Annotated in this window: 22 protein-coding genes; 4 read left to right on the forward strand and 18 right to left on the reverse strand. The window is 61.2% G+C overall.

Annotated elements, in window-relative coordinates; translation table 11 throughout:
• Positions 1-63 precede the first annotated feature (63 nt).
• The 11 genes from ACOTSS_RS11745 to traA all read right to left on the reverse strand — a co-directional run bounded on the left by ACOTSS_RS11745 (position 64) and on the right by traA (position 13,835).
• Positions 64-2,628: a DEAD/DEAH box helicase gene (locus ACOTSS_RS11745; RefSeq protein WP_448688333.1), complete on the reverse strand. Its 2,565-nt coding sequence runs from the start codon at positions 2,626-2,628 to the stop codon at positions 64-66.
• Positions 2,625-3,566, reverse strand: a complete 942-nt coding sequence (locus ACOTSS_RS11750) for a HamA C-terminal domain-containing protein (RefSeq protein WP_448688334.1) — start codon at positions 3,564-3,566, stop codon at positions 2,625-2,627. Before ACOTSS_RS11750 ends, ACOTSS_RS11745 begins: the two co-directional genes overlap by 4 nt.
• 429 nt (positions 3,567-3,995) lie before the next feature.
• Positions 3,996-4,658: an Nmad2 family putative nucleotide modification protein gene (locus ACOTSS_RS11755; protein WP_448688335.1), complete on the reverse strand. Its 663-nt coding sequence runs from the start codon at positions 4,656-4,658 to the stop codon at positions 3,996-3,998.
• Positions 4,636-5,094, reverse strand: a complete 459-nt coding sequence (locus ACOTSS_RS11760) for a hypothetical protein (RefSeq protein WP_448688336.1) — start codon at positions 5,092-5,094, stop codon at positions 4,636-4,638. Before ACOTSS_RS11760 ends, ACOTSS_RS11755 begins: the two co-directional genes overlap by 23 nt.
• Before the next feature lie 154 nt (positions 5,095-5,248).
• The gene (locus tag ACOTSS_RS11765; RefSeq protein WP_448688337.1) at positions 5,249-6,937 is read right to left on the reverse strand and encodes a hypothetical protein; all 1,689 of its coding nucleotides are present in this window, start codon (positions 6,935-6,937) and stop codon (positions 5,249-5,251) included.
• Entirely contained in the window at positions 6,934-7,566 is a 633-nt protein-coding gene (locus ACOTSS_RS11770) for a uracil-DNA glycosylase (RefSeq protein WP_448688338.1), read from the reverse strand. Before ACOTSS_RS11770 ends, ACOTSS_RS11765 begins: the two co-directional genes overlap by 4 nt.
• A 63-nt stretch (positions 7,567-7,629) precedes the next feature.
• Positions 7,630-8,097 (reverse strand): hypothetical protein, encoded by a 468-nt coding sequence (locus ACOTSS_RS11775; RefSeq protein WP_448688339.1) that lies wholly within the window; start codon positions 8,095-8,097, stop codon positions 7,630-7,632.
• 20 nt (positions 8,098-8,117) lie between these two features.
• Positions 8,118-8,870, reverse strand: a complete 753-nt coding sequence (locus ACOTSS_RS11780; protein WP_448688340.1) for a dCTP deaminase domain-containing protein — start codon at positions 8,868-8,870, stop codon at positions 8,118-8,120.
• Positions 8,867-9,880 carry a nucleotide kinase domain-containing protein gene (locus ACOTSS_RS11785; protein WP_448688341.1) on the reverse strand — a complete coding sequence of 338 codons (1,014 nt, stop codon included), beginning with the start codon at positions 9,878-9,880 and terminating at the stop codon, positions 8,867-8,869. The genes ACOTSS_RS11780 and ACOTSS_RS11785 overlap by 4 nt, the downstream gene beginning before the upstream one ends.
• A gap of 303 nt (positions 9,881-10,183) precedes the next feature.
• Positions 10,184-10,912, reverse strand: a complete 729-nt coding sequence (locus tag ACOTSS_RS11790) for a DUF6118 family protein (protein WP_448688342.1) — start codon at positions 10,910-10,912, stop codon at positions 10,184-10,186.
• 10 nt (positions 10,913-10,922) lie between these two features.
• Positions 10,923-13,835 carry a Ti-type conjugative transfer relaxase TraA gene (traA, locus tag ACOTSS_RS11795; RefSeq protein ID WP_448688343.1) on the reverse strand — a complete coding sequence of 971 codons (2,913 nt, stop codon included), beginning with the start codon at positions 13,833-13,835 and terminating at the stop codon, positions 10,923-10,925.
• Positions 13,836-14,007: 172 nt separating this feature from the next.
• Here traA and ACOTSS_RS11800 point away from each other — a divergent pair, with 172 nt between their 5' ends.
• Genes ACOTSS_RS11800 through ACOTSS_RS11810 form a run of 3 tightly spaced genes read left to right on the forward strand, consistent with a single transcriptional unit; the run spans position 14,008 to position 14,946 of the window.
• The gene (locus tag ACOTSS_RS11800; RefSeq protein ID WP_448688344.1) at positions 14,008-14,331 is read left to right on the forward strand and encodes a conjugal transfer protein TraD; all 324 of its coding nucleotides are present in this window, start codon (positions 14,008-14,010) and stop codon (positions 14,329-14,331) included.
• Between the two features lie 16 nt (positions 14,332-14,347).
• Positions 14,348-14,563: a conjugal transfer protein TraD gene (locus ACOTSS_RS11805; RefSeq protein ID WP_448688345.1), complete on the forward strand. Its 216-nt coding sequence runs from the start codon at positions 14,348-14,350 to the stop codon at positions 14,561-14,563.
• A gap of 44 nt (positions 14,564-14,607) precedes the next feature.
• Entirely contained in the window at positions 14,608-14,946 is a 339-nt protein-coding gene (locus ACOTSS_RS11810; protein WP_448688346.1) for an excalibur calcium-binding domain-containing protein, read from the forward strand.
• Here ACOTSS_RS11810 and ACOTSS_RS11815 read toward each other — a convergent pair whose 3' ends face one another.
• Genes ACOTSS_RS11815 through ACOTSS_RS11830 form a run of 4 tightly spaced genes read right to left on the reverse strand, consistent with a single transcriptional unit; the run spans position 14,947 to position 17,523 of the window.
• Positions 14,947-15,387: a MucR family transcriptional regulator gene (locus ACOTSS_RS11815; protein ID WP_448688347.1), complete on the reverse strand. Its 441-nt coding sequence runs from the start codon at positions 15,385-15,387 to the stop codon at positions 14,947-14,949.
• 11 nt (positions 15,388-15,398) lie between these two features.
• On the reverse strand, positions 15,399-16,388 hold the full coding sequence (locus ACOTSS_RS11820; protein ID WP_448688348.1) for a HEPN domain-containing protein: 990 nt from the start codon (positions 16,386-16,388) through the stop codon (positions 15,399-15,401).
• Positions 16,379-16,633, reverse strand: coding sequence for a sigma factor-like helix-turn-helix DNA-binding protein (locus ACOTSS_RS11825; protein ID WP_448688349.1), 255 nt, complete (start codon positions 16,631-16,633; stop codon positions 16,379-16,381). Before ACOTSS_RS11825 ends, ACOTSS_RS11820 begins: the two co-directional genes overlap by 10 nt.
• Entirely contained in the window at positions 16,630-17,523 is an 894-nt protein-coding gene (locus ACOTSS_RS11830) for an ArdC family protein (protein ID WP_448688350.1), read from the reverse strand. Before ACOTSS_RS11830 ends, ACOTSS_RS11825 begins: the two co-directional genes overlap by 4 nt.
• Before the next feature lie 521 nt (positions 17,524-18,044).
• Between ACOTSS_RS11830 and ACOTSS_RS11835 the strand changes: the two genes are divergently transcribed.
• The gene (locus tag ACOTSS_RS11835) at positions 18,045-18,266 is read left to right on the forward strand and encodes a helix-turn-helix transcriptional regulator (protein WP_448688351.1); all 222 of its coding nucleotides are present in this window, start codon (positions 18,045-18,047) and stop codon (positions 18,264-18,266) included.
• A gap of 57 nt (positions 18,267-18,323) precedes the next feature.
• Here the strand turns inward: ACOTSS_RS11835 and ACOTSS_RS11840 are convergent, their stop codons facing one another.
• The 3 genes from ACOTSS_RS11840 to ACOTSS_RS11850 all read right to left on the reverse strand — a co-directional run bounded on the left by ACOTSS_RS11840 (position 18,324) and on the right by ACOTSS_RS11850 (position 23,536).
• Positions 18,324-18,647, reverse strand: coding sequence for a DUF736 domain-containing protein (locus tag ACOTSS_RS11840; RefSeq protein WP_448688352.1), 324 nt, complete (start codon positions 18,645-18,647; stop codon positions 18,324-18,326).
• A 725-nt stretch (positions 18,648-19,372) separates the two neighbouring features.
• Positions 19,373-21,148, reverse strand: a complete 1,776-nt coding sequence (locus tag ACOTSS_RS11845; RefSeq protein ID WP_448688353.1) for a ParB/RepB/Spo0J family partition protein — start codon at positions 21,146-21,148, stop codon at positions 19,373-19,375.
• Positions 21,149-21,586: 438 nt separating this feature from the next.
• Positions 21,587-23,536, reverse strand: coding sequence for a hypothetical protein (locus ACOTSS_RS11850; RefSeq protein ID WP_448691339.1), 1,950 nt, complete (start codon positions 23,534-23,536; stop codon positions 21,587-21,589).
• Positions 23,537-23,604: the final 68 nt, after the last annotated feature.

Below are 23,604 nucleotides of genomic sequence, written 5' to 3' on the forward strand. Positions count from 1 at the left end.
TACTAGCAGGCTAACCCGCATCCCTAGAATGTTATCGACCGACCGCTTCGTCCATGCGCGCGCTCAGACGTTTTGAAGCACTCGTCTAAGTTCCCCAGCCACGTAAGGCGATAGCCCCGCTGTCTCGGGTGTCAGCCGAGAGAGGAAGCGTCGCGCTGATCCTAGATCCATATCCCTGTTGATCGTCAAGCCGGACAGGATGTGCGCCGTGTGGCGAGAGAGGCCGAGGCTGATAAGCTGGATCATCGTTTGTGATGCTGCCCCAAGCTCCAAATACAGGGTCAGTGCCGGTATCTTCGCGGCGTGAGAAGCATGTCCGGTTGCGATCAGAGCCTCTCTCAGTACAGCTCCGTAGCAGCCCAGCATGTTCACGTATTTGAACCGGAGGCTGCTTTCCACATCCGTCAGCACTTCTCGGATGACCGTCCGGCTGGACCGGTTCTTTCCCTGACTCTTGTGATACTTGATCGCCTCCTCGATGATCATCGGCAGCGGCTCACCGCGCATCCAGCGAAGAGCCAGAGGCGCCCAGTACCGATGATGCTGGCCGCTCTTCAACTCAAGATATTTGTGCACGCGGGCAAAAACCGGTCGCAGCTTGTCGAGCGCTTCCTTCCACCCCGCGCTCGGATGCAACGGGATCAGATAATCGGGACCCTTTTTCCCGACCTTCTCGACCATGTAATCATAGAGTTCCTGCTGCCGGTACCCCGAGATCTGCGGGCTGGCCGCCAGCGTTTCCAGGTTCAAACCGATCTTATTGTCAGCGATCGCCAGGGCGGAGGTGATGCTCACCCGTGTCTGCGGCGACAATCCGCTTAAGCGGTCAAGGGTGTCGTCAAGCTGCCCTTGCCGACGGTCGCGCAATAGCTTTGAGAAGGCGGCTTCCAGATGCGGAGTTTCGCCCGACGGCCGGTCCGTCGCCGCTATATACTCCAGCAGCTCGGCCGACGTATCGGTCAGGGTGACCTCAAGCGATGGCTTGATGGGCTCATCCTTCGGCCCGGAGAGCGGACTCGATTCCCACTCATCGTAATCGACGAGGAAGACGTTCCCCTGGAAGTCCCTGCCGAGTCGACCGGCACGTCCGGCTAGGTTCCAGAAATCGACGGGTTCGATGGGGTTCTCTTCCCCCTTATGGGGGTTCTGCATGAACACGTTGCGCGCGGGCAGATTGACGCCCTGCAGCAGAGTGCTTGTGCAGACGATGTAGTCGAGATGCCCCTCAGCAAAGGCACTCTCAACCGCGTTCCTCAGCAGCGGAGGTATGCGGCCGTAGTGGAAGCCGACTCCACCCTCGGCGGTTTCAGCAAGCACGTAGCTCGGATGGACCGCCTCTTTCGCAAAGGCAGCTAGGTCCTTGCGAACCTGTACAGATAGCTCACCGGGTCCGGAGGATGTCCCCACTTCAGCAACCGCCGGATCTTGCGACAGCTCTTTGATCTTGAACGCGATATCCTCGCATGCCGCAGGACCGACAGCATAAACGAGGCTTTGAGAGGAGTTTCCAAGGGCCCAACTCAGATACACGAGCCCATCATGGGAATTGTAGATTGGGATCGCGGCGTCGATTTCCGCGAGCGGAGTCTTCTCGCCGTCCCGCCAAAGCAGCATATCGATCTTCTTATTGTCACCCGCTCTGCGGTTCAGCAGGATGATGTTCTGAGCGACAGGGGAGTCTTTGGTCTTGACCACCTTGACGCTCTCGCGGCCGACCACCGTGCCGAAGACGGCCGGTTCTCGAACTTGCGGGGATGAGAACAGGAACTGCATGTCGGGGTGACGCCGTTGCAAGTCCTGCAAGACTGAATGCAGAACCACTCCCCGGGAGCCCTCGCCGATAAGATGCGCCTCATCGACGATCGCCACGTCGAAGCTGAGTTCAGGAGCGGCATGAAACAGCACCTGGAGCCGTTCCGGCGTGAGCACATAGATCGGTGTGCCTAAGACAGTCGGCGCCGCCGGTATCGGCACCGTCGTCACCTCGAACGCCTTGTCGAGGCTTGCTGCGCGCAATTCCGTGGCAACCTGGTTGATCAGGGCTCGACTCGGCACCAGATAGACTAGGTTGGCGTGCGGACGTGTTCGCTTGAGCTGTTCGATATACGCCAGGAACACGAAAGACTTGCCCGCCGAGGTGGGCGCGGAAAGCGCCAGCGAGGAGCCAGATGCCAGGGCCTCCCAGACCGCCCGCTGCATGTCGGTAAGGACGGCCCTGCGCTCGCCAATGCGCACGGTATTGTCCAGCTGACGGCCGAGGATTTCGTAAAACACTCCTTCAGTGAGCGTCCGTGGCTCCGCCTCGCCTTTAAACGCAAATTTGATCGCGGGGTAATTTCCAAGTCGCGCCAGGATAAGTCTGGACGCACCCCTGATCCCGGCGAGAGTGTCGCTATAGGCTAGCGATCCAACACTAATGCGATAGGCCAGCTGTCGCCATTCCGCTTCTTCAGATTGCGCAAATATCGTCGCGCTTTGAAGGAGCCGCCGCAGGGCTTCCTCTTCAAGCGCGGGGCCGTCTGCGAAGCCCGCGCCGCTCAAAATCGATTGTCTCAGAATGGCCTCATAGTCGGCAGCGAAGCGGGGATCGCCGCTAATCGCTTCGCAAAGCCCGTCCACGAAGCTCATGCCGCCACTCCGAGCTTCTCATAGAAAGCCGCCCTAAAGACCTTTAGAGATGGAAACGGCAAAAGGAAGAGATGCAGGTTCGTGGTGACCGGCAGGCGCTTGCCGTAGTGGCGCTCGATGACGCGGCAGGCGCTTCCGATCCTCCTCCTGTACTTATCCTCGAATGCCGAGGCGACTTTGTCGGGTTCAAGCGCGAGGATGCGATTGTAAGCGGCATATTCAAAGCCCAGCAGACATGCGTGAACGATACGCCTTTGCAGCGTTAGCTTCGACGTTGAGTAAGGGTTGATATAGTCCGCGATCTTCGCCTGAAACGCCGGGTCCAAACTGTTAAGGTCGGACAGGTTGTTCAGAATCTCGATCTCACGAGAGATCTGACCGGCATTCGCCAAGAGCTCGGCCATGGAGGTGAACGCAGCGTCAGCCGCCGACGAGAAGTTCTGGTATATTTTGGACTCGCCAAAATAGATGGTCAGAAGATCCTTGGCTTCGTCATAGCCAAGATGAATACCATCCGTGCCATGGACGGGCATGTTGTGATTGGTCTTCAGGTACATCTTCGAAACCAAGCGAGGGGCTTTCAGCACCCACTCTAGCAAGGCATAGAGGATTAGCTCTCCCGGCTCTCCGCCGGACTCGAGTTGATTCTTCGCTTTGATAAACAAGCTCTTCGCATCGTCACCAAGTCTTACGATGCGGTGATAATCGAGAATGGGGTCGATCCCCTGTAGCGCTTCCCTGACCTTGCTCTTTGGCAGGCAGTATGGAATCAGACAGTCGTAAAGATACTCGACGAATTCCTGCACCGTGGGGACGCCATCAGCAAAGGTGATGTAGTGGAAGCTACCGGTGAGCCGGTGCATCCCAGACGTCCAGTCGAACGGGACCTCTTTCAAGCGGATGCCGAGGCCCGCGTGGTTCTTCAGAAGCGCAGTCATCGCGTCAGCGAGAGCCAATTGGTCCGTCGCGGATGCAGCATTCCCTTCGATTGCTGTTACGTCATTGTTAGGCAAGTCCACCCCTTTTCAAGAATAATAGGTCAACATCAACTTTGAATCTATGGGCTTTTTAACCGGGACTTTCGCCGCCAATCGTCCGCGTGATCGATCCTTTTCTGGCAACCGTAGTCGAGCGAGCCTATCGTCTTTGCAGATGCCCCTTGATACCGGTGACCGAATGCGTCGATGGGGCTGTTTGGGCTGAAACCACAGCACTTTGATCACTAGCCTTGTCGGCCTCCAAATGTGGGGGCGGCAGCGCTCGTGGACGCAGGGCACCGGCAAAGGTGCGGGTGAAGCGCGTTACCAACGGTCTGCCTTGACCGGATTAGAAGCCACCATCTTCCAATCAGGCACTCCTCATTAGGATCAATGCGGAGGGAAATAGCGCGCATTATCCCAATCGGCAGGGTCGCCAACGACGCCGCGTGGTTCGTAAATTCCGATCAAATCATGCAGCTCGTCTAGCAGCGGGCTCTCCTCTGGACATTTTTGTCCACGCGGATTGGGAAAGAGCCCGAGAAGATGGGCAGGCACCTTAGGACCGCGATCACCCCAATAGGTAAACTCGTTGCCCAACAGCAATCGATCCACCTTGGTGTCGCGCCGCACATGGCCACCGTCCTTCTGTTTGGCCAACGGGAGAAAATGCATCGACTGGTCAAACAGCCAGTTGCCTGAAGTCGGATCCCGTCGATAAGTTCGATCTCCAACTTTACGCATTTTTGGTCCCTTCATGTCGGGCCGCTTCTTCGCGAAGCGAGGGTCCGACCAGTATTCGTCGAAACTCATCGCCTCTTTCACACGCATCCAGAAGATAACCTGCGGGTGAATGCGCTTGAGGCCGCTCGCGCTGGAGCCAGCCATTCCGATAATGACATCCTCGATCTTCGCGTGCCGCCTGATCTGCGGCATGCAGCAAGCTAGGCTGCACCATCCGAAGAAGGGATTAGGCGCAAACCCCAAGTCGTGATCCAGACGATAAGTGCGCGTAGTCAATGCACTGTGTCTAGCAATTGACTTGCTTGACACCCGAACGCGGCACGGGGTTTCCTTCGCTGTCGCTGGCCCTTTCCGGATCCTTGCCTGAAACGCATTGTCCGAGATCTTCGCCCGACCAGCTGCACTGGGTACCGTATTTCTCGGCGATGGGATGAAGATCGCTAAAGGCGAACCCCTCTTCGAAGATTACAACCACCCGTCCGCCTGCCTGTCCGCACTGGCGGCCGACATCTTCCAGTTCTGGCACATCGCAGGTCTCGCCGTTGATAGGTATCAATACTACTGCGTCGTCCAGCTCTGTGAAATCTCTGGCGTCGTCGGTCTCTAAGAAAGTCACCTTATCTCGCTCGATGCCAGCAACTTCAAGTAATTTGAGTATGTCATCCCTGCTCGCAGTACAGGAGACGTGCAGGATGACGAATATACGACCGTCGCCGGCCTCCAAAGTCTCGAAACTCTTGTTCATGGTTGAGCCCCTTCAGGCAAACCTTCTGGCCAAAATAGAGCCGGGAGTATAGGCGATAATTGCATGTTAAGCGACCCTCTTCAAAAAGCCCTCGCTCAACAATATTCCGCTTGCGGTTATGCAGTTGCTGAGGAGCAACTTTTGGCTTCCAGGATCAGCCGTCGCTTAGCGCAATAGCCGTCACATGACAGCCACCCCCTTCCTGCCGGGCATGCGCCTGAAACGCGACAATCGCTTTGCTCCACAAGACTTGCTGCGCCGAGCCGGTCGCGCGAACGTCGACAACATGGTCACGCCAGCCGCCGATATGAATTTCCCGTGCGCTGGTCTGCGGTAGCTGCGCTGCTGTGACAATTGCTTGGCGGCGGGCGACGACAGCTGCAAGACCGTGCACCTGCGCAAGTGCGGCCTCCGTGCTGTCGAATTGAAAGGTGTCGGCATCTTCGGTCTGCTCTTTATAGGCCGTCCCAACGCCTGCGACCTTGCCGCGAATATCCATCAACACTTGCGGAGAAAAGCTGAGTGAGCGACTTTCCAGGCCTACCGTGATCGTTCCGCGCCCAGCACGTCGCAAGTTGTTGAAGAGAGCAAAGCCTTCAACGATCGCATCTTCCCATTCCCAGTAGTTGTTCTTCGCGACTTCGATGCCATAGGCGAGCGCTTCGAGGCGCTTAAGGAAGGTAAAGGATATTTCGGAGCTGTCGGTGAACATTTGTTTAGGACCCGCTTCACCGGGAAGCGCGGCGAGGTTAGCGACGCGTCGTCCTTCCGCATAGATTGCGTTGATGATCGCCTCCTCGACGATCGCAGCCCTGGCGCCATCCTCAACTTCGTCGATTTTTGCCGATTCCCTGCGCTTGCGGCCCATCAATTTTCTTAGCACCGGCGACCAGCCCAGTTTCGCCATCAGGGCAAGGTGCATTACGTCATGGAACCGGTAGCCGTCTTCACCATAGGAATTGTCGGTGAGGTCATCACCGAGCCGCTCACCACCCATATACATGCGAGAGCGACCCTTGCCGACCGATACGAAAGCCACCTCGAATTGTCTCGGTATCCGTTCGTGGGGGGGGCGGCCCTCGTCGGGCAAGGGCGTCGGGTTTCCGCGGCCGAACCGGCGATGCAGCTTCGCCATGTTCTCTCTCGCAACGGCACCTAGATTGAGCGAATACAGGCTGGCCAGTGCAGCGAGATGCCAGATGACCTCGCCTAGCACTCGCTCAATAGGACGTTCCGCCAAGCGTGTGTTGAGCTCCAGTTCCACATCGGGCAGCTTGTGTCGCATAAGTTCTGCAGTAAGCTGTTGCAGCACTGCAAGACACACCTCCACCAGTTCGTCTTCCTTCGTCCTAGACGTCAGGAATGCCAGTTTCCTGAAATCATCGAGAGTGGCAGTGGTTTCGAGTTCTTCGAGAAAGGCTGGTGCCGATTGAAGGAAGCGGTCGGCCCTCGATCCGAGGATCTCGCGAATGCGTTTGGAGCGATCATCGCTTCCCCCGACTTCCTCCTGAAGAAGCGCAATATCTTCGGCAACGAACGATGATCCGATGCCGCGCGCGGCTCCGATCGCGAAGCAATACCAAAGAGAATCCCCAAGCTCTTCGATAATCTCCTCATTTGCGATATTCCAGTCCTTCCGCCCTCCCTGCAAGAGCCGCTTTTTGATTGCGGCGCCCAGCGAACCGATCTCTCCGACAAGGCCATAAAGTGAGATGTCAAACCGTTCGGCCGGCTGGTCCTTGCCCAAGTCAGTCTTGTTCACGAACGCGGCGTATTCGTGAATTGTCAGATCGCTCAAGGTTGTGTGGTGCGAGATGGGTTGCTCGGGATGTGCCTGTGTCATGTCAAACCTATACCCTTGAGAAACTCCATTTTACCCCCAAACGAAGGGTGCCGAACGCGAACGGCCTCAATTCCGAGCTCTTCTGTCGCCAAATATGCGTCTTTGCCGATCGCGAAGACGCGATCGGGCTCGAGTAGTTCGAAGATCGCCAACGTTACATCGTTGCACGCCCCACGTTCGCTGCGAGTATGTCGCCGGTTCGACAAAGCGTTGCCGGGTCTATGTGAATGCAGCGGAAAGACGTTCCAGAGAAAGATCGGTCCATCCTTCATGGTCACAGCAGACCACACAATGCCTGCCGTTGCCTCAGTCTCCGGCCCGCTCGATGTCGCGCGCTGGATGCCTTCGATCCCCCAATGGTCGGCATGCATCTGCAAGCGCCGATCGTCGGTCATGGCAAGCCCGGTACGCCGGGCGCCGCGATGTCCCGGTTCCAACGCTAGCCAGAGCTCAGCGGTACCCTTCGACGCAGCTTCGAGTGTCATGCGCAAATTTGCTTGGCGGATCGATGTGGCACCGTCCCCGTCATAGACCTCGCATATGTCAGCATACGGATTGAAGACATTGTCGAACTTCAATTGCGCCAGGCGTTCAACAATTGCCCCCGGGCTGGGTTCGAGATTAGCCATGGCGTCGTGATTGACCCTGTTGGAGCAGCCTGCGGCGGAGCAGGATCAGGAACCCTGGGGAACTCATTCGGCGCTCTTCCCGGCTACTTCAAAGTCGTGAGTTTCGGCTGACGTCGTTACCGTAAGCGTACCGGAAATTCCCATCACCCCACGCTCAGATTTTCCGCCAACTGCGTCGGGATCGTATTTTGCTACGACATCATTGAGCAGGAAAACAGCGGAGATGGCGAGGAAACATAGAAGCCAAGAGCGCGCCATTTGCAGGGCAAGCGTCGGTGCGGCGCGCCGCCTGCGCACCGGCTCGGGCGCAGGATATTCTAACGCGCGCGCCCCTGCGACAATGGTGATCGCGAGCAAGCCCGCGAGAATAGCCTTGTCATAGGAATTGACGACAGCGGCCGATCGAACCGAACAAAAGAGGAGCGCCGCGAGCAAGGCCGCGCCCGCAGCGACAGCGCCCGATACCAGACGGCGAGTCAGCGAACCATCCTTCTCCAAGGTCTCTTTTGGTCGTTCGCTCATGTTGCTCATGGGGCCTGCAGATCCTGCTGTTAGAAAAATGTTTTGACGACGAGTGCCACCAATCCACCGATTATAAGAGCCAGCGCCCATCGCAGGATCGCTACTTCGCGCTCCATCGCATTGAGGCGTTCGTCGAGATCCTCCTCGACATCGTCGATGTTCTCCTTCAGCCCGGCTAGCGATTGTACCTGACCCGAGAGCGGGAGAATGAGGTCCATCGGGATGTTCAGCTGCCTTTCCGCATCCCTCCGCGGCAGTTCGGTGTCATCTTCCAGGTCGCAGAACGCGATCATAAAGAGTTCCTCGCCGCGGCGGATATGGACATCGCCCGGTCCGGCATTGAATACCGCGAATATAAGCCGTCCATGGAATCCTGGATCCGCATGGAAACCCGAGACATTCACCAACCCTTTGAACTTCGCCTTTGAGCGCAGGGCAATGAAAGCAAAGGCATTGTCCGGGATGCGAACGATCTCCTCGGTCAGGAGAAACGCGAACTGCCCCGGAGGGATGAAAAAGGCCGGGTCCTGATCGAAGGTCTTCACGCTGGCTCGGGCATCCCCGTGGGCCGGCGACACATAATATTCGGGGCCCATCGACAGCTTGTACCCGGCATGGTCCAGGCGATCCTCGCGAAAGGCTGAGCTGTCGTCCTCATTCGAGAACAGGAGCTCGGCTGTCGCTTTGTCCCGGACCTTCTGGCGGGTCCATACGCCTCGATGCGCTCGATAAGCGCTTCGAGCGCCGACCGCCGTTTTTGCGCGCGCCTTGGGCGACGTCAAAGGAGAACCCCTTGAAGTGGTCGGGAGGGAAGCGGTCTTAGGGCGGGAACCTCGACCCCCCACCGCGGTGGAAAGGTTGGGCGTGGGAGGACGCCTTCGCCAGCATATCCCTGCTTGATCCTTTTCCTGCCGCTCGTCCCGGTCACATGAGGATGCGCGAGACGTGCATATTTGCTGATTTCGCAGAACAAGTTCTGGCAGTCGATCGGCTGCAACCGGCGACCAAACAGGCCCCCGAAATTGATGCCAAGCCGCCGGAATTCATATTCTTGCGCCTCGACCATCGAATGAATGATCTCTTCGGCAGTGTGTCCTTTCGTTGAAATAAAACACTTGCTTATACCGTCGATAGCGCCTGGGCCAGCGACCACAAAGGTCGATTCCTCGAAGTCCAGCATTGCGGAATAATTGAGGTCGATGGAATACTGGAATGCCAAGAACGATCCCAGCCCCTGCCACGACAACAGCAAGTGGTACACCTCAGCCAAGTTTTTGGCTCGCTCGATGCGGGCAGGCAGCCCCTTGTCCATCATGGCGCGTAACAAAGCGATATGATTGGCATGCTTGCGTACCTGGCCGAAGCGGGGTGCAGGCATGATATAGGCGGCCGAATAAACCCTGCTGCCACGTTGCATCGCGCGATCAAGGCTCGCGCAGATCGCATCCAGGTCCGCCGATTGCCATGAGAGCGACCCATGCTCGCGCTCGAGCGACTCCCAAGTTTCGATCCGGTTGAAGAACTTGAAGAGCAAGGTGCGAAAGAAGATTTCAGCCGGCGCCTGCGAGCGGTCCGACCGATATTGCACTTGGTCGATGAGATACTGGCTCACCCGATCCGCGACGCGAAAGGTATTGGTGAAGCGATAGGACGACAAGATCGAATCGTCGGTCCAGGGGCCGTGGGGGTCGACAAGCCGACGCTCGTACATTGCAAGGCGCTCTGCTGCAAACCGCCAGTAGCTGTCGTAAACTACGGTCTTTTCAAGCGTGTCGATCAGATAAACCTCCATTCATCGAGAGCGCCAGTAGGACCCGAGCCCTACCTGCGTCCACACTATAGCGAGGCGGCCGAACACTTCCACTTGATAGCGAGTCTCGCCATCGGAATTAGCCGCGTGGAGCAAAGAAGGCGCGTAGCTGACATGCAATCCCGGCGGAGAGTGGCTGCTACTATCCCAAACCACGCCTCTGAAAGGAGCCCTTCGGGACTGTCAGATATTGCGGTCATTCTCGTGAGCGCCGATTGATCTCCGCTATCGAGGCGTGCCCCGGAAGGGTTGGAGATCTGAATTCAGGCGCAAACCGGTCGATCTTTACCCGGCCACCGGTGGGGGGATTTCGATCCTGCAAGTCACCGGCTTCTTCCGACGCGGCGCCTTCGCCTCGCACGCGGCAATCGCCTTGGCATTTTCGTGGTATAGGCGCGACGCGCGGGCAAGCTCGTTCCAGCGATCCGGATGGGCCGTCTGCATCAATCGCATGCCCGCACCCCACATGTCGCGCGATAGCAGGTTCGCCGCCCGCTTCTCCGGCCAATGCCAGCTCTCCGGTACCGATCGGCTGACGGCGGGTGGCACGGTGCATCCAGCAAAGAAGGCCAGAATCGCGGCGATGCCGGCGACGACAGCAATCCACTTGTCCTGTTCATTGCGAGTCCGCGCCGAACCCAGCCGACCCTCCATGGATCGCGCGAGCTCGTCGAGACGGTTCTGCGCCCTGTGCCATTGATCGTGATCGGATGATCGAACCCTTCGCCCAGCAATTTCGATCTGTTCCGCCACGCGGTCGGGCGTGAGCGCCAGGACAGGCTGGACAGCGAGATTAGCGATCTCCTCGCTCACCTCTCCCAAGCCATTTTCGATTGCGGCGAGGTCCTTGCTATAGTCGCGCCCGACAAGCTCGTCCTGGCGATCAGCGAAGCCGTCGAACGCCTTGGTCAGAATGGAGATTCGTCCCGACAGCTTGTTGAAGGCCTCGTCAAGGGCGATGTCATCGTCGACGATGTTGTCGTGGTCGATGTTTTCAGGTTCGGTTTTGCTCATGGCGGAGGCTCTAAAGCCCCAGTCCACGCGAACGCGAGGGGGTGAGATAGTCCTGCAGCGCCTGAGACACCGAATGTCTCTCAAGCGGTCTTAGCCCGAGCTCGCGGGTGCGATTACGGAGCAGCGACTCGACCTGCGGGTCGCGGTGCAGGCTCTTCGCCATGTCATTGAGATGCGCGCCAACCTGTCTGGCGCGGCCATGGTCATGACTGTCCTTATATTGCTGCATCTGCTTCGATCGCGCCTGCCATTCGGCGACGAACCGGTCGGCGCGCGCCGGCGCATCGATCCGCAGTTCGCGCTCGGCGCGCATCGCCTGGATCGCCCGCCCCGGCTGCCCGGTTGCCGCCTCGACGATCAGCGAAGGGTCTTTCGCAAAGGCGGCGCCGATATCCTTCACACCATCCTTGCTGAGCGCATCTAGATCGCGCGTCGCAGTGGCGAGGCTTTCCCGCTGATGGGCGACCGGGTTCATCCCGATGGCCTGCATGTCGGCGACATCGCGGCTGGCGCGGGCATAGCGCTCGACCGCCTTGTCGATCGCCTCGCGCGTCGGCGCCGGGTCGAGCGCCCGTGCGCTGACACGCATCCGGCTGGAGCGTTCCTCGCGCCGTGGCTCGGGAGCCGTTTTTCCGAGTGCTTGTGCGGAGATCGTGCGCTTCAGTTTCAGGCCTGCGAACATGCTGCGTTTGGGCTCGGCCGCCTTCGCCGGTTCCTGCACCCGGTAATCGCTCGCCATATCCTTGCCGCGTTCGCGCGAGGCGAGGCGGACAAGTTTCGACTGATTGGCAAAATCGTCGCGGCCATAATATACATCGACCTGCTCGCGATGCCTGGACAGCGCGACGTACGTCGAGTGGCTGTCTACCCCCGGCGTCGCGAGCACCTGGACCCGATCGACGGTCATCCCCTGCGCCTTGTGGATCGTCGCGGCATAGCCGTGATCGACATGGGCATAGTCCTTGAGGTCGAACGCGACGCGACGCCCGTCGTCGAGCGCCACGGCCAGGCGCGCCGGGCTCACGCTCTCGACGCTGCCGAGCGAGCCGTTCTTCACGCCAAGGTCGCGCTCATTCTTCAGGAACATGATGCGATCGCCGGTCGCGAACCTCCGCTCGCCGCGCTCGACAGTGATCGCGACCTCATTGCCGAGCGCACCGCCCGCCTTCAGCCGCTCGCGCACCGCCTTGTTGAGCTGCTCGCGCTCGTCATTGGTGTGGGTAAGAATGATCCGGCTCGTGTCCGGATGTGCCTGCCGATCGCGATCCCAAGCATCGACGAGTTCGGCGCGCGCTGCATCACGCGTCTCGGCGGCGTGGACGAATCCAGCGTCGGCATAGCGCCCGATCGCCTCGCCAGTGCGCCCGGTCGCGAGCACGCGCGTTGCCTCGCGCTGCCAGCCCTCCTGCTGACGGCGGATGTCCATGATTTCGACGGCGCCATGACGCTCGGTCGCGGCACGGAACGCGGCACCCGCCTCGATCGCCTGCAACTGCTGCGGATCGCCGACGAGCACGACCTTCGCGCCCTGTCTTTCGGCTTCGGAGACGACACGCTCGAGCTGGCGTGTGCCGACCATGCCGGCCTCGTCGATAACGAGGATGTGTTTGCTTGTCAGCCGCTCGCGACCTTGTCCCCACTGATGTTCGAGGCTTGCGAGCGTGCGCGAACCGATCCCCGAACCAAGTTCCAACCCTTCGGCCGCAATGCCCGACAGCGCCGCGCCCTGCACCTGATAGCCTGCGGCTTCCCACGCCTCGCGCGCCACACCGAGCATCGCGCTCTTGCCGGTTCCGGCATAGCCGATGACGTTGTTGACGCCGCGGGCCGATGTGACATGTTCAAAGGCGCCGCGCTGCTCGACCGACAGGTCGAGGCCGCGCGCAGACGCGCTTGCCAGCGCCCGTTCGCGATGGCGCTCCGCAACGCCGTGATTGCGGCGCGCGTCGAGCGTCGCGGTTGCGCGTTCGAGCCGCTGCTCGGTCTCGATCATCGCGCGCGAGGTGAACCGGTCTTCGCCGCGCCCATCTTTGCCAAGCGCAATCAGATCGGGCGATGATTTAACCGCGCCCATGACCGCTTCGAACTGGATCGTTCCGGCGCTGTGCCGATGCACGAACATCGCGAGATCGCGGTTGGTGAACGTCGCCTGGTGATGGGTGATGGCGTCGAACGCAAGCGCCGGGTTGGCGAGCAGCTTCTCGCCGTTCCGCCGCGCAATATCGAGATGCTCTTCGGCGCGGTCGACTTCGAGTCCTTGCTCGACCATCCGCGATGCGGCTGGGCCGATCTTGTGTTGGGGTTCTAAGTCGATACCCTGCGCTTCGAGACTGCGATGATCGATGCGTGCATCGATATCGAGCGCGTTTAGGCGTTCATTCACGTGATCGGCCCAGGCTTCGCGCCAATGGGTTAGCAGCTCGGTGCGGTTCCAGTCGCGGACCTTGGCGCCGAACTCGGCGCTCCCATTCTCACCGATCCTGATCTCGCGCATCGTGAGCATCACATGCGCGTGTGGCCGCGCCAGTCCGTCGGCGCCGACGTCCCAATGGACATTGAGATCGGCGATCATGCCTCGCTCGACGAACTCGGATTGGACGAAGTCGCGGGCCAACTCGATGCCCTGCGCCTCGGTCATCTCGCGCGGGATCGCAAACTCGATCTCGCGCGCGAGCTGCGCGTCTTTGCGCAACTCTGCCGCCTCGACATCATTCCAGAGCTTCTCGCGATCGAGCCACGTCTCATCGGCACCCTCAGGAAGCAGCACCTCGCTGTGCACGACGCCGGCCTTGTTCAAAAAGTCGTGGCTTCGACCAAGCCGCTCGTCGTGCAGGCGATCGGCCGAGCGATAGGCAGCCGCCGCGACCGCGCTGCTGCCGACAGCGCGGGAAATGACTTTTGCCGAGAAGTGGTAGATTGCCATAGCGGCGTCCCATTTACGGCAAAACGGGCACGTCGGCACGACGTATAAGCGCGCCCTCACACGATTTCATCGCGCTCGGGATCGTGACATCTCATTTAATTCCAACGCCTTGCGGAGACGTGAGACTCGCCATAGTTGGTTGGTCCGATCCTCGAACATGGAAGGACAGACGATGCGCAAACCCCGCGATTTCGACGCCGAACTCCGGGCGCTCACCGACAAGGCGAAGACGCTCAAGACGAAGAAGCAAGGTCAGCTCGGCGAGCTGGTGCTGGCGACCGGCGCCGATGGGCTGTCGATCGAGCAGCTCGCGGGTGCAATGCTCGATGCCGCCCACGCAGATGCCGCGCGAAAGGAGGCGTGGCGCAAGAGCGGCGCGGCCTTCTTTCGCGGCGACGGCGCCCGTGCTCGCAAAGGCGCTCGCGGGAACGCGGGCGGCGCATCGTCGGACGGTTCAAGCGCGCAACCGGCTTCAGGCGAAGCGGGCGCGGCATGACACGCGAGCGTGGCAGGTGAAACGCCGCGAGCGCACGCGCCAGCTGATCGAGCTCGGCGGTCTCGTCGCCAAGGCCGATCTGATCGAGCTGACCGGCGACGATCGTGCAGTGATACTCGGGCTGCTGATCGATGCCGCCGCGACGTTGGGAAGCGAACGTCGTGAGCAGCAACTGCTGCTCTGGCGACGGCGCGGGCAACGCGCCTTCGAAGCGGCAGCTGCCGCCCCATAAGGCTCCCTTACTGGAGATTTACTTTCGGCTGTCATGATCCGGGCATGGCACGGCAATGGCAGCAGCATAGACGGCGACACCGGCCGAAGAATTCGGCCGTCAATTTTCTCGTCGGCGCAGGTGTGGTCGGCGCGGTCGTCGGGCTGGGCTCGACCGCGACTACGCCCGAAGGTCGCACGCAATTGATGTCGGCAGCGAGTGAAGTGGCAGTAGCGACCGGAATGGCTCGTGCACGCGCACCGCAAGAGGGTGATTATTGGCGACGCTGCGACGACGCGCGTGCAGCGGGTTCAGCCCCTATTTCTCGGGGCGAGCCGGGCTATCGCGATGGCCTCGATGCCGACAATGACGGGATCGCGTGCGAGCCCTATCGCGGGCAGTAGCTATTTCGCCTTGGCGCGGCCGCGCGCGGCGGGCTTGCGGCCACCGCCGCGGCCCTTGGTGCCGAGGCCGATCTGCTTGGCAAGTTCGCGGCGCTTCTCGGCATAGTTCGGCGCGACCATGGGGTAGTCCTTCGGCAGATTCCATTTCGCGCGATACTCGTCGGGCGTCATGCCGAAGTTGGTCATCAGATAGCGGCGCATCATCGTGAGCTTTTTGCCGTCTTCGAGGCAGACGATGTAGTCGGGCTTCACCGACGCGCGAACCGACACGGCGGGTTGCTGCGGTTCGGGTTCCGGCGCGGCGTTTGAGGAAAGACCAGCGAGTGCTTCATGCACCGAGCGGATGACCAGCGGAATATCCGATATGGCAACGCTGTTGTTGCTGACATGTGCGGCGACAATATCGGCCGTCAGCGTGACCAGCGTTTCATGATCTTCCAATTTGTCTCTCCCTATTCGGCAGCGCGGTCCGCGCTGCCGAGCGCCGCGATATGATCGCGGCAAATTTTCTCGACGAGTCCTTCGAGCACGGCGACGCGCTCCCCGATCCAGGTCAGTTCCTCGGCGCTGATCTTGTAGTGCGGCGAATAGCGCGCGTTGACATAGGCAAGCCGCAAAAGCTCGAAGCAGCGGCGACTGAACTTGGCGTCGCGCGGCCAAGCCTCGACCAGCGCCGGTGCAATCTGTTCGCACTGCGAGCGCAGGAAATTGAGGCGGTGGGATTTGGGGCTGTAGAGCGTCATGACGAGAAGAAGGCAGTGGTAAAACCGCTCTGTCGCCTGATGGTAGAGAAACGCGGCTAGCTTTTTGTCATCATCGCGGACTGCATACCCTGCGTTTCGCGCAAAGCCCGATGCGGTCTTGAACCATTCCTCAAAATGCTTTTGCGCCTCAATGCGCGCTTCGTCGGGCGGCAGATTGCGCGGCTGCGCGAACTCATATCCCTCGGCCTCATAGAGGCCGATCCCCTGCTCAACGATATCGACAAAGAACGGCCGCCCGCGCTCCAACTGCGCGTTCACATCTTTCAGCGAATGGACAATGAAACTCACCGGCGCGGTCAGCGTGTGGCTGATCGTGACTTCGCGCATCAGCCGATCTTCGGCGGCCGACCAATGTTCAAACTCGGTCAGCCGCTCATTGTTGACGACGACGAGGATATCATAGTCCGACTGATAACCGCCGACCGGATCGTCGACCCAGTCGCCGCGCGCATAGCTACCGTAGAGGACGATCTTGAAGATACGGCCTTTGCGGTTCCAGTCCTGTGTCCCGCGCGCATGCGCGGTCTCGAATTCCTCGAACAGGATGCGCACCACATCGGCAAGCTCGCGCTGCTTGGATTGCGGGAGATGATCGAGGCCGTTTCGCATTATGGCAACCTTAGGAAGGCGGCGGGCCGGATGGCAAGCGCCATCCGGCCCGCCGCCGATCAAAGCCATGGCCAGACTAAGCGCGGGAAGCGCGCATGAAGGCAGCGCGACCACATGCCAAGCGCGCGGGCGAAGTCGTGGGTGACCTCGTCAACGGTGATACCGTGGCGCGAGGCCAGCTCGTCATAGGGTATTTCATCGAAGCGGATCGACAGGAAGATATCGCCCTGCCGCGCGGTCATCTTGCTGAGTGCTATCACCATACGGCGCTCGGCATCTTCAATGGTGACTGTCGAAAGATCGCGGCGCCTCATTGTTCCGCTCCCGCGAATGCGAGCAGATAGTCGCTCGCCTTGCTCGCTTGGCTGGCGGCGCGAAAGATCGCCCTTTCGTCTGCGCGCAGCACCGACAGCCACGATGCGATATAATCGGCGTGCCGAACCGTCGGCGCGATGTCGAGCGAAGCGCAGGTGAACGCCGACGCCATTTCGGCGACAAGCTCTTCCTTGGCGTATGCCTCCGACCCGAACCCGCCCCTCTGGTCGCGGTCCAAGCGGCTGGGGTGGCCGGTCCAATGGCCTAGCTCATGCAACGCGGTGCGATACCAGTTCACTGGCTCGTGGAACGCGGCCTGCGGCGGCACCTGCACAAAGTCATGGCTCGGGCTGTAGAAGGCTTCGCCCCCGCCGATATTGAAACGTGCACCAGACGCGGTAATCAACGCATCGGCGTCGGCAATGGCAATCACCGGATCGGGGCTGACCATCGGCGCGATATAGTCGTCGGGCAGTCCCTCGCATTGGTCGACATTGAACACGACGAAGCGCTTGAGGAACGCCACCTGCCGCGCCTCGCGATCCTCGCCGCGTGCCGCCTCGGCTTCTGCCTTCGGCGTGAACCGGTCGGCATAGCAGATGACCGTGCCTTTCTCGCCGCGCCGGACATTGCCACCGGCCGCCTCGGCCTGACGGTAGGTCAGCCAGCGTTGCGACGCATAGCCCTTCGACACGACCTCCGCCCACAGGATCAGCACATTGATCCCGCTATATTTGCGCGCCGTCCCCGCATTCTGCGGCATCGTGCATCCGCACGCCGCGCTATCCCAAGGCTGCACCCATGGTAGCCGCCCTTCTTCGAGCTCGGCGATGATCCGGTTAGTGACCTCGGAATAGAGGCTCGCCCTCTCGGTCCTTTCCTTGCGCATATCCTTTCTCCTTCCCGCCAACCGCACCCCGGCCCGGAAGGGGGCGGAGGTGGGCGGCAGGAAGGAGCCGGCAGACCCGCATCATCGGGCGGGCTGCATCCGAAGGACCGTAACGAAGTGGAGGACCCGCAGGGTTGCGGCCCGGCCGGGCGGGGCTAGAGGCGAGTGACGCCCACCTCCGTCCCCGCCGTGCCGGGACAGACAACGCCGCCGCGCGAGCGGCGACCGCTGCAACCATCAATTGAAAGGATCGAACGACGCCCGCGCCGAGTCGGCGCGGTCCATCGCGACGCGACTGTCTCAGACAGTCTCAATTTTCCCATGCGCAGCGAAGGAACCAGATTGGGGCCAATTTTTCGATCATACTCTGTCGGGCTCCAGAGGACTCCCTACAGCACGATCGTACATCCTCGCCGCAACTGGACGCACCCTCGCCCGCCAACGTCTTGAATGTCGCAGGCTTCTCACTGATCTCTCGTCGCAGGGGCTTCATCCACCACCACTTGATGGAGTGAACAATTATGACGTCTCAGCCTTCCGATCGCTATCTTCGCCTCAATGATGTTCTCGACCGCACCGGCCTCAGCCGGGCGACGCTCTACCGGAAAATCCAGGCGGGGACCTTCCCGCCGCAGTACAAGCTCGCCGTTCGCTGCTGCGGCTGGCGCGAGTCCCATCTCAACATCTGGCTGCGCAATCCGATGAGTTTCACGCTCGATGACCTCCCACCGAACGAAGATTGAACAGCCAGGCACGCCAAAGCCCCGCGCCGCGGTAGCGGCGCGGGGTGGAAACCCGGCTCAGTCGGCGGGGTTCCAGATGAGGGCGTAACCGTCCTCGCCATCCTGGCCGGCCGCCCGGCCGAGGTTGGCATAGAGCCGGCGCGGTCCGAACTCGGGTGCGGCGAGGCTCAGCGAGACATAGGGTTCGCCGGAGACTTGCCCGACGCGGATCCATCCGGCACCGATTTCGACGCCTTCGGACCAGACCCGATAGTCGGGCTGGACATCGCCGTTCTTGCTGCGGTTGGTCCGGATCTCGATCGCGGCGCGGATCGAGAGGGTTTTCAGCTGGCCCACGAAACCCGTTTCGATGGTGCCGTTCACAAAGCCGATAGCTGCCATTGGTCGTCTCCTTGATGTACCGCGGGACCATCCCTGCGGCATGGGCGGACCAGCGACCGGCGCATGAGGCGAACTGCGAACCCGTCCGGGCCGCAGCGAAGCGGAGGAGTGCGGCGGCGCGATTATTTGAAGCGGAGCGGCCGCGAGGAGCGTGCGTAGCACACGGGGAAATAATCGCGCCGCCGCACTTTCGCGGGATGCCGCGCCGGTTCAGGTCACATCGCCCGTCGCCGGGATGGCCCTGCAGAGCAGGCGGAGCGAGCCCGCGCTATGGGCATGAACGATCAAACGCCGAAACTTGAGTGAGAAAAGCGATCTAACCGCGAACTGTGGCTGCGATTAGAGCGGCCGCGCCCGAGTAGGCAGTCCGGCCTCCCATCGGCTCATCCGGGCGGCAAGAAAACAATGACCACGGCATGCGATTTGGCGTTTTCGTACAATCCGAGGGTCAGAAGCGATATTATCGGGCTCCGCAACTTCCGTCCGGCTTGCTGACTGCGACCCAAGGCAAGCCATCGATGGTGGGGGCGATGGATGGATAGTCCTTCGTTTGAGGCGGTGCGAAGGCGACTTCGCGCCGTCTCTTTCTTTGGCAGAACCGCGCGACGGCGCCGCTTGCGGCGACGGCGCGCGCAAAACCGGAAACGCCGCGCCGGCCGCCAAGGCCGGCGCGTCATTTTGCGCCCGCAGAAAAAGGCGGGCGGCCGAAGCCGCCCGCCGTCCGATCAAGCTGCCAAGGGCTGCTCATCCTCCACCTCGAGTTCGGGCGCTGCCGGAACTGCAAGCTCGTGCGCGACCAGCTGTGCAGATTTGACGCTGCCTACCCCGCCCCGCGTGGTGTAGGCCGAAGGCGGGAATGCCATCCACTGCGGCACCCACGGCTTGGCCTTGCTCCTGCCATTGGTACCCTCAAGGCAATCGGCGATGATCGCTTTTAGCGCCTTCCCCTTCTCACCGGCGTTCGCCGCCGCAACCTCCGGCCCCGCGACCTCGCCGGTGATGGCGAGCAGCACTTCGCGGTCGCGCAGCTGGTCGAAGAAGGCCGCGTCCGCCGACCAGTGCTGGCGCATGTCGGTGCCGAGATGGACTCCGATCATCTCCACCGCCTCGCTTCCGGCTTGCAGCGTCTCGCCCATGACGATCGCCACAATCTCCAGCACCACCGGATCGGGCAATTCGAGCAACCGCGCGAACAGCGGCGCAAAAGGGGGACGGTTCAGCGGCCTTCCCGTGACGGTGGGGGCTTCTGCATCGAAACCGAGCACGGCAAGCACCGCGCGGCGTTTAATGTCGAACGCCACCTCGGCGGAACAGCCCTCGACGCTCTCCGCGATATCCTCCTTCGGCGCACGCTGTCCCTCGACATCGACGCGCCACAGGTCCGCGCCCGCGATCACGTGCGCGAGCATCGCCCGCAACGCCACGCCGCCATGGCCCGCCAGATCGGCGCGCACCGCCGCATGACGATGAAGGTCGATATAGGCATTGAGCGGACCCGACACCTCAGGGCGTACCGGCGTCGCGGTGACGGCATCGCCTTCGCCATCCCCGCCGCCGCCCGAATGCCGCTTAGCTTCATTCGATGTGACGAAGCCCTCGTGGAAGGTAACCTCTCCGCTCTCGCGGACCTCGACATAGATGCGCCCGCCCTTGCGCTTGCCCGCATGGGCATGATCCCACGACCGGAACCAGTCGCCGCGCGCCATGATGACGACATCCGACCATCCGGCCTCCAGATAGTCGGCCTTGCGCGCCTCGATGGCCGCCATCTGCGCCGACCAGAAAGCGTCGGCATCGGCAAAGAAACTGTCCTCGCCGAAGAGGTCGGACACGACCGCCGCTTTTGCCTCGGCAACATCGAACAGCGCATGCTTCACCGGAATGGCGGTGCCGCCGAACAACCATGCCTTGAGCTGATGACCGGTCGGGCAATAGGCGCCCTCGTCGTCGAACAGCGCCAGCCACGCCTTCTGCTGCGACTTCGACGCGAGGGTCAGATGACGTACCGTGCCCGCGTCGATCTCGCCGCCGCGATAGAGGGTGCGGATGCGCGGGAGCAAATTGCCGAGCGCGAGGATGCGCTTCACCGCGCGCGACTCGAAGCCGAAGCTGTCGGCGACCTCCTCGACCGTGCGCCCGGCCTTGACGAGTGCGACGAACGCTTCCCACTGGCTGACCTCGTCGGGCTGCACCCGTGCGAGGTTTTCGAGCATCGAGGCTTCAAGCGCATCGGCATCGTCGCCTACGTCGAGAATGGCGCACGGGATGGGGTGGACCACCCCGCCCTCGCGCGCGACAGCACCGACGGCAGTGAAGCGCCGACGCCCCGCGACGATCTCATAATGCCCGTCTGCACAATTGGGCCGAACAAGCAGCGGGACCAGCACCCCCCGCGCACGGATGCTCGGCAAAAGGTCTGCGACGTCGGGGTCTTTCCCCTTTCCGCGCATGTTGGCGGCGGCGATGGACAGATTGCCCAGATCGATGAAATCCAGCTTCATGATGTTCTTCCTTCTCTCTTCAACCACACCCGGCCCCGGACGGCGGGGCGGGCGGCGAGAAGAGGCGACGGGACCGCGCCAAAGGACGGCGCGCACCCGAAGGGCCGCAATGCAATGGAGGAGCCGGGTCCGAAGGACCGGCTTGCGCGACGGCCGAGCGGTCCCATAGCCGTGCGCCGAACGACACGCTGTCCGTGGCCGGCCACAAAACAACGCCGCCGTGCGATCAGCGCGGCGTCCACCCCGGAAAACAGACGCGCCCTTGGCGAAGCCGCAGGCGGGGCGGCATGCGTGCGCAGCTGTGCTTAGCCGCCGCTCCGCCAAGATCAGCGAGCCAAGAGCGCCGCGCGGCCAACCCAAGCAAAGGTGCGACCTCTGGCGGTAGCCTGCCGCCGCCAGTGCGCGCTCATTTGAGGCCGCGCTCAATCTACCGCCGGCTCAGCTCTCCCAAGCTTCATTGAGCACCACTGCCGCCAGAGCGGATTTGTCGTGTGGAAAGAACCGGCCATAATGTTTCGCGACGATTTCCGGGCTGTCCTGAATGGCATAGCCGGCCTGCTCGTATGAGCCGGTCTTCTTGAGGACATGCGTCGCTAAAACATCGCGAACATTATGCGGACCGTGCGGGAGCAAGCCCTTGATCGCGCCTTGGCCGGTGTATGGATTATAGATGCCGTAACGCTGGATCGCGAGGCGCCAGGCATCGTAGAATCCGACCTGACTATATGCGGCATCCTTCGTCGTCAGCTTGGCGGATTTCACAAAGAAAGTCTTCGGATCCTCGGCACCGCCGAGCAGGATCTGCCGGTCTCGCCGGAGATACATATCGATGAACTCGTAGAGCCGCCCGAGATCGGGCAGAAGCAACCGATAGGGCTTCCGGCCGAAAAAGGACGATGACGCATTTTTGAATGCGACGGCGGGAATGAAGACCTCCCAACCGCCGGATAAATCATTCCATCGAAGCTCGCCGCATTTCAGCTTCTCGAGTTGCTTCTCGCTGCTGTGCCGCCCGCCTCTAACGCAGAATCGAAGCTGGCGAAGATTCTTCTGACGAAGACCAAGATGCAAGCCAAAGCGCAGCATCAGGAATGCGCGTACTGCCTCGGCCGCTGACTTCGGATGACGCCGCGCGCTCGGCATCCGCGCCAATATTTCCTCGGTGATCTTGCGATATTCGCCGACCGGGCTTTCGGCTTCGAGGATGGGCAATATCGGTTCGAACGGATCGCGATGGACCTTCGCTACGCGTTGAACATCCTTCTTCCGGTTCAGCGCATAGATGGTGAAGCGGTCGCAGACCGCGTCCCAATCCCGACGCGCCTCGTCGACCTCATCCGCCGAAATCAGGTCATCTATCGGTTGCAGCGCGTCTGCAAGGCTTGGATGCTGCCGCATCCAACCCGTCTTTTCGCGCGCAAGCGAGAGCGCGAAGTCGAGCATATTGACCTCCCAGCTCGTGTAGAAGCCGCGGCGCTCCTCGCGCCAATGGAGATACCAGTCCCAGACCGACGGGAAGAGCAGCAGCGCAAGGCACAGTCGATCGGCGGGAACGCCAAATCCGCGAACATCGCCATCCGGCGGCGAGCATAGAGCACCGAACATAAGTCCGAGATGTTCCAATTTCTGCGACGCCGTTTCCTCCCCCCACATGCCCTGGCGAAGCAGGCCTGATGGCGCGAGCGTCGACGTTTTGAACGCAATGAGACTGTGGACTTCGCTCTGAAGGCGGGGTGGCGCATCACGGCAGCCAGCCATGCTCTCGCCGGTCGCACCGGCGTCGACCGATGCAGCGTTCGAGAATCGGAGCGAGAAGCGCTGCTGCGTCGCTTCCCGCTGGAAGCGGCGATACTCTGTCGCGCCCTCGATAATGACGGAACGCACCCACGCCAGTATTTCTTCACGCTCGCGTTTGGGCCGCTTGGAGAAATCGCCCGGAAGGTGCCAGGCGAGTTTCCGCCGCTCGGAAGCCGTTAGCGCCGCAATCGCGGGCCGCGCGGTGGCACGCCCGGTCCGATCGAGTTTCGCCTGAAAATAGCCCTCGGGCAGGCGATAGCGGCGCTCGATTCTGCTCAGGACCGAGAGGCTTTCGATCGTGCCCGGCGCCTTTACTCCGGTCGCCCACGTCTGGATCGTCTTGCGATCGGTCTTGTCGCCCGGTCCAATGATGGCGCGGTGGAGATGATTGCAGCTGTCGCCGTGCCGGCGCATGTGCAACGCAAGCGCTTCGGGAAAGGAGGGCGGATCAACCCATTCTTCTCCCGATGCCTCGGGGAATTCGACAATCACCTTCGGTTTCGGGCCGCGCTTCTTTTTCGGATGGCCAGCGAGATCCGCGCTCTCGGCTATGGGAGCGAGCAGCGGGCGTTCCGCCAAAATGGTGGGCACTTTCAATAAACTCCTGCATTGGGTGTAGGGTGGCGCCCGATGGCAGAAGCATCCTTTCAATTCGAAAA

It is taken from the genome of Sphingopyxis sp. NJF-3 (genome assembly GCF_053514865.1).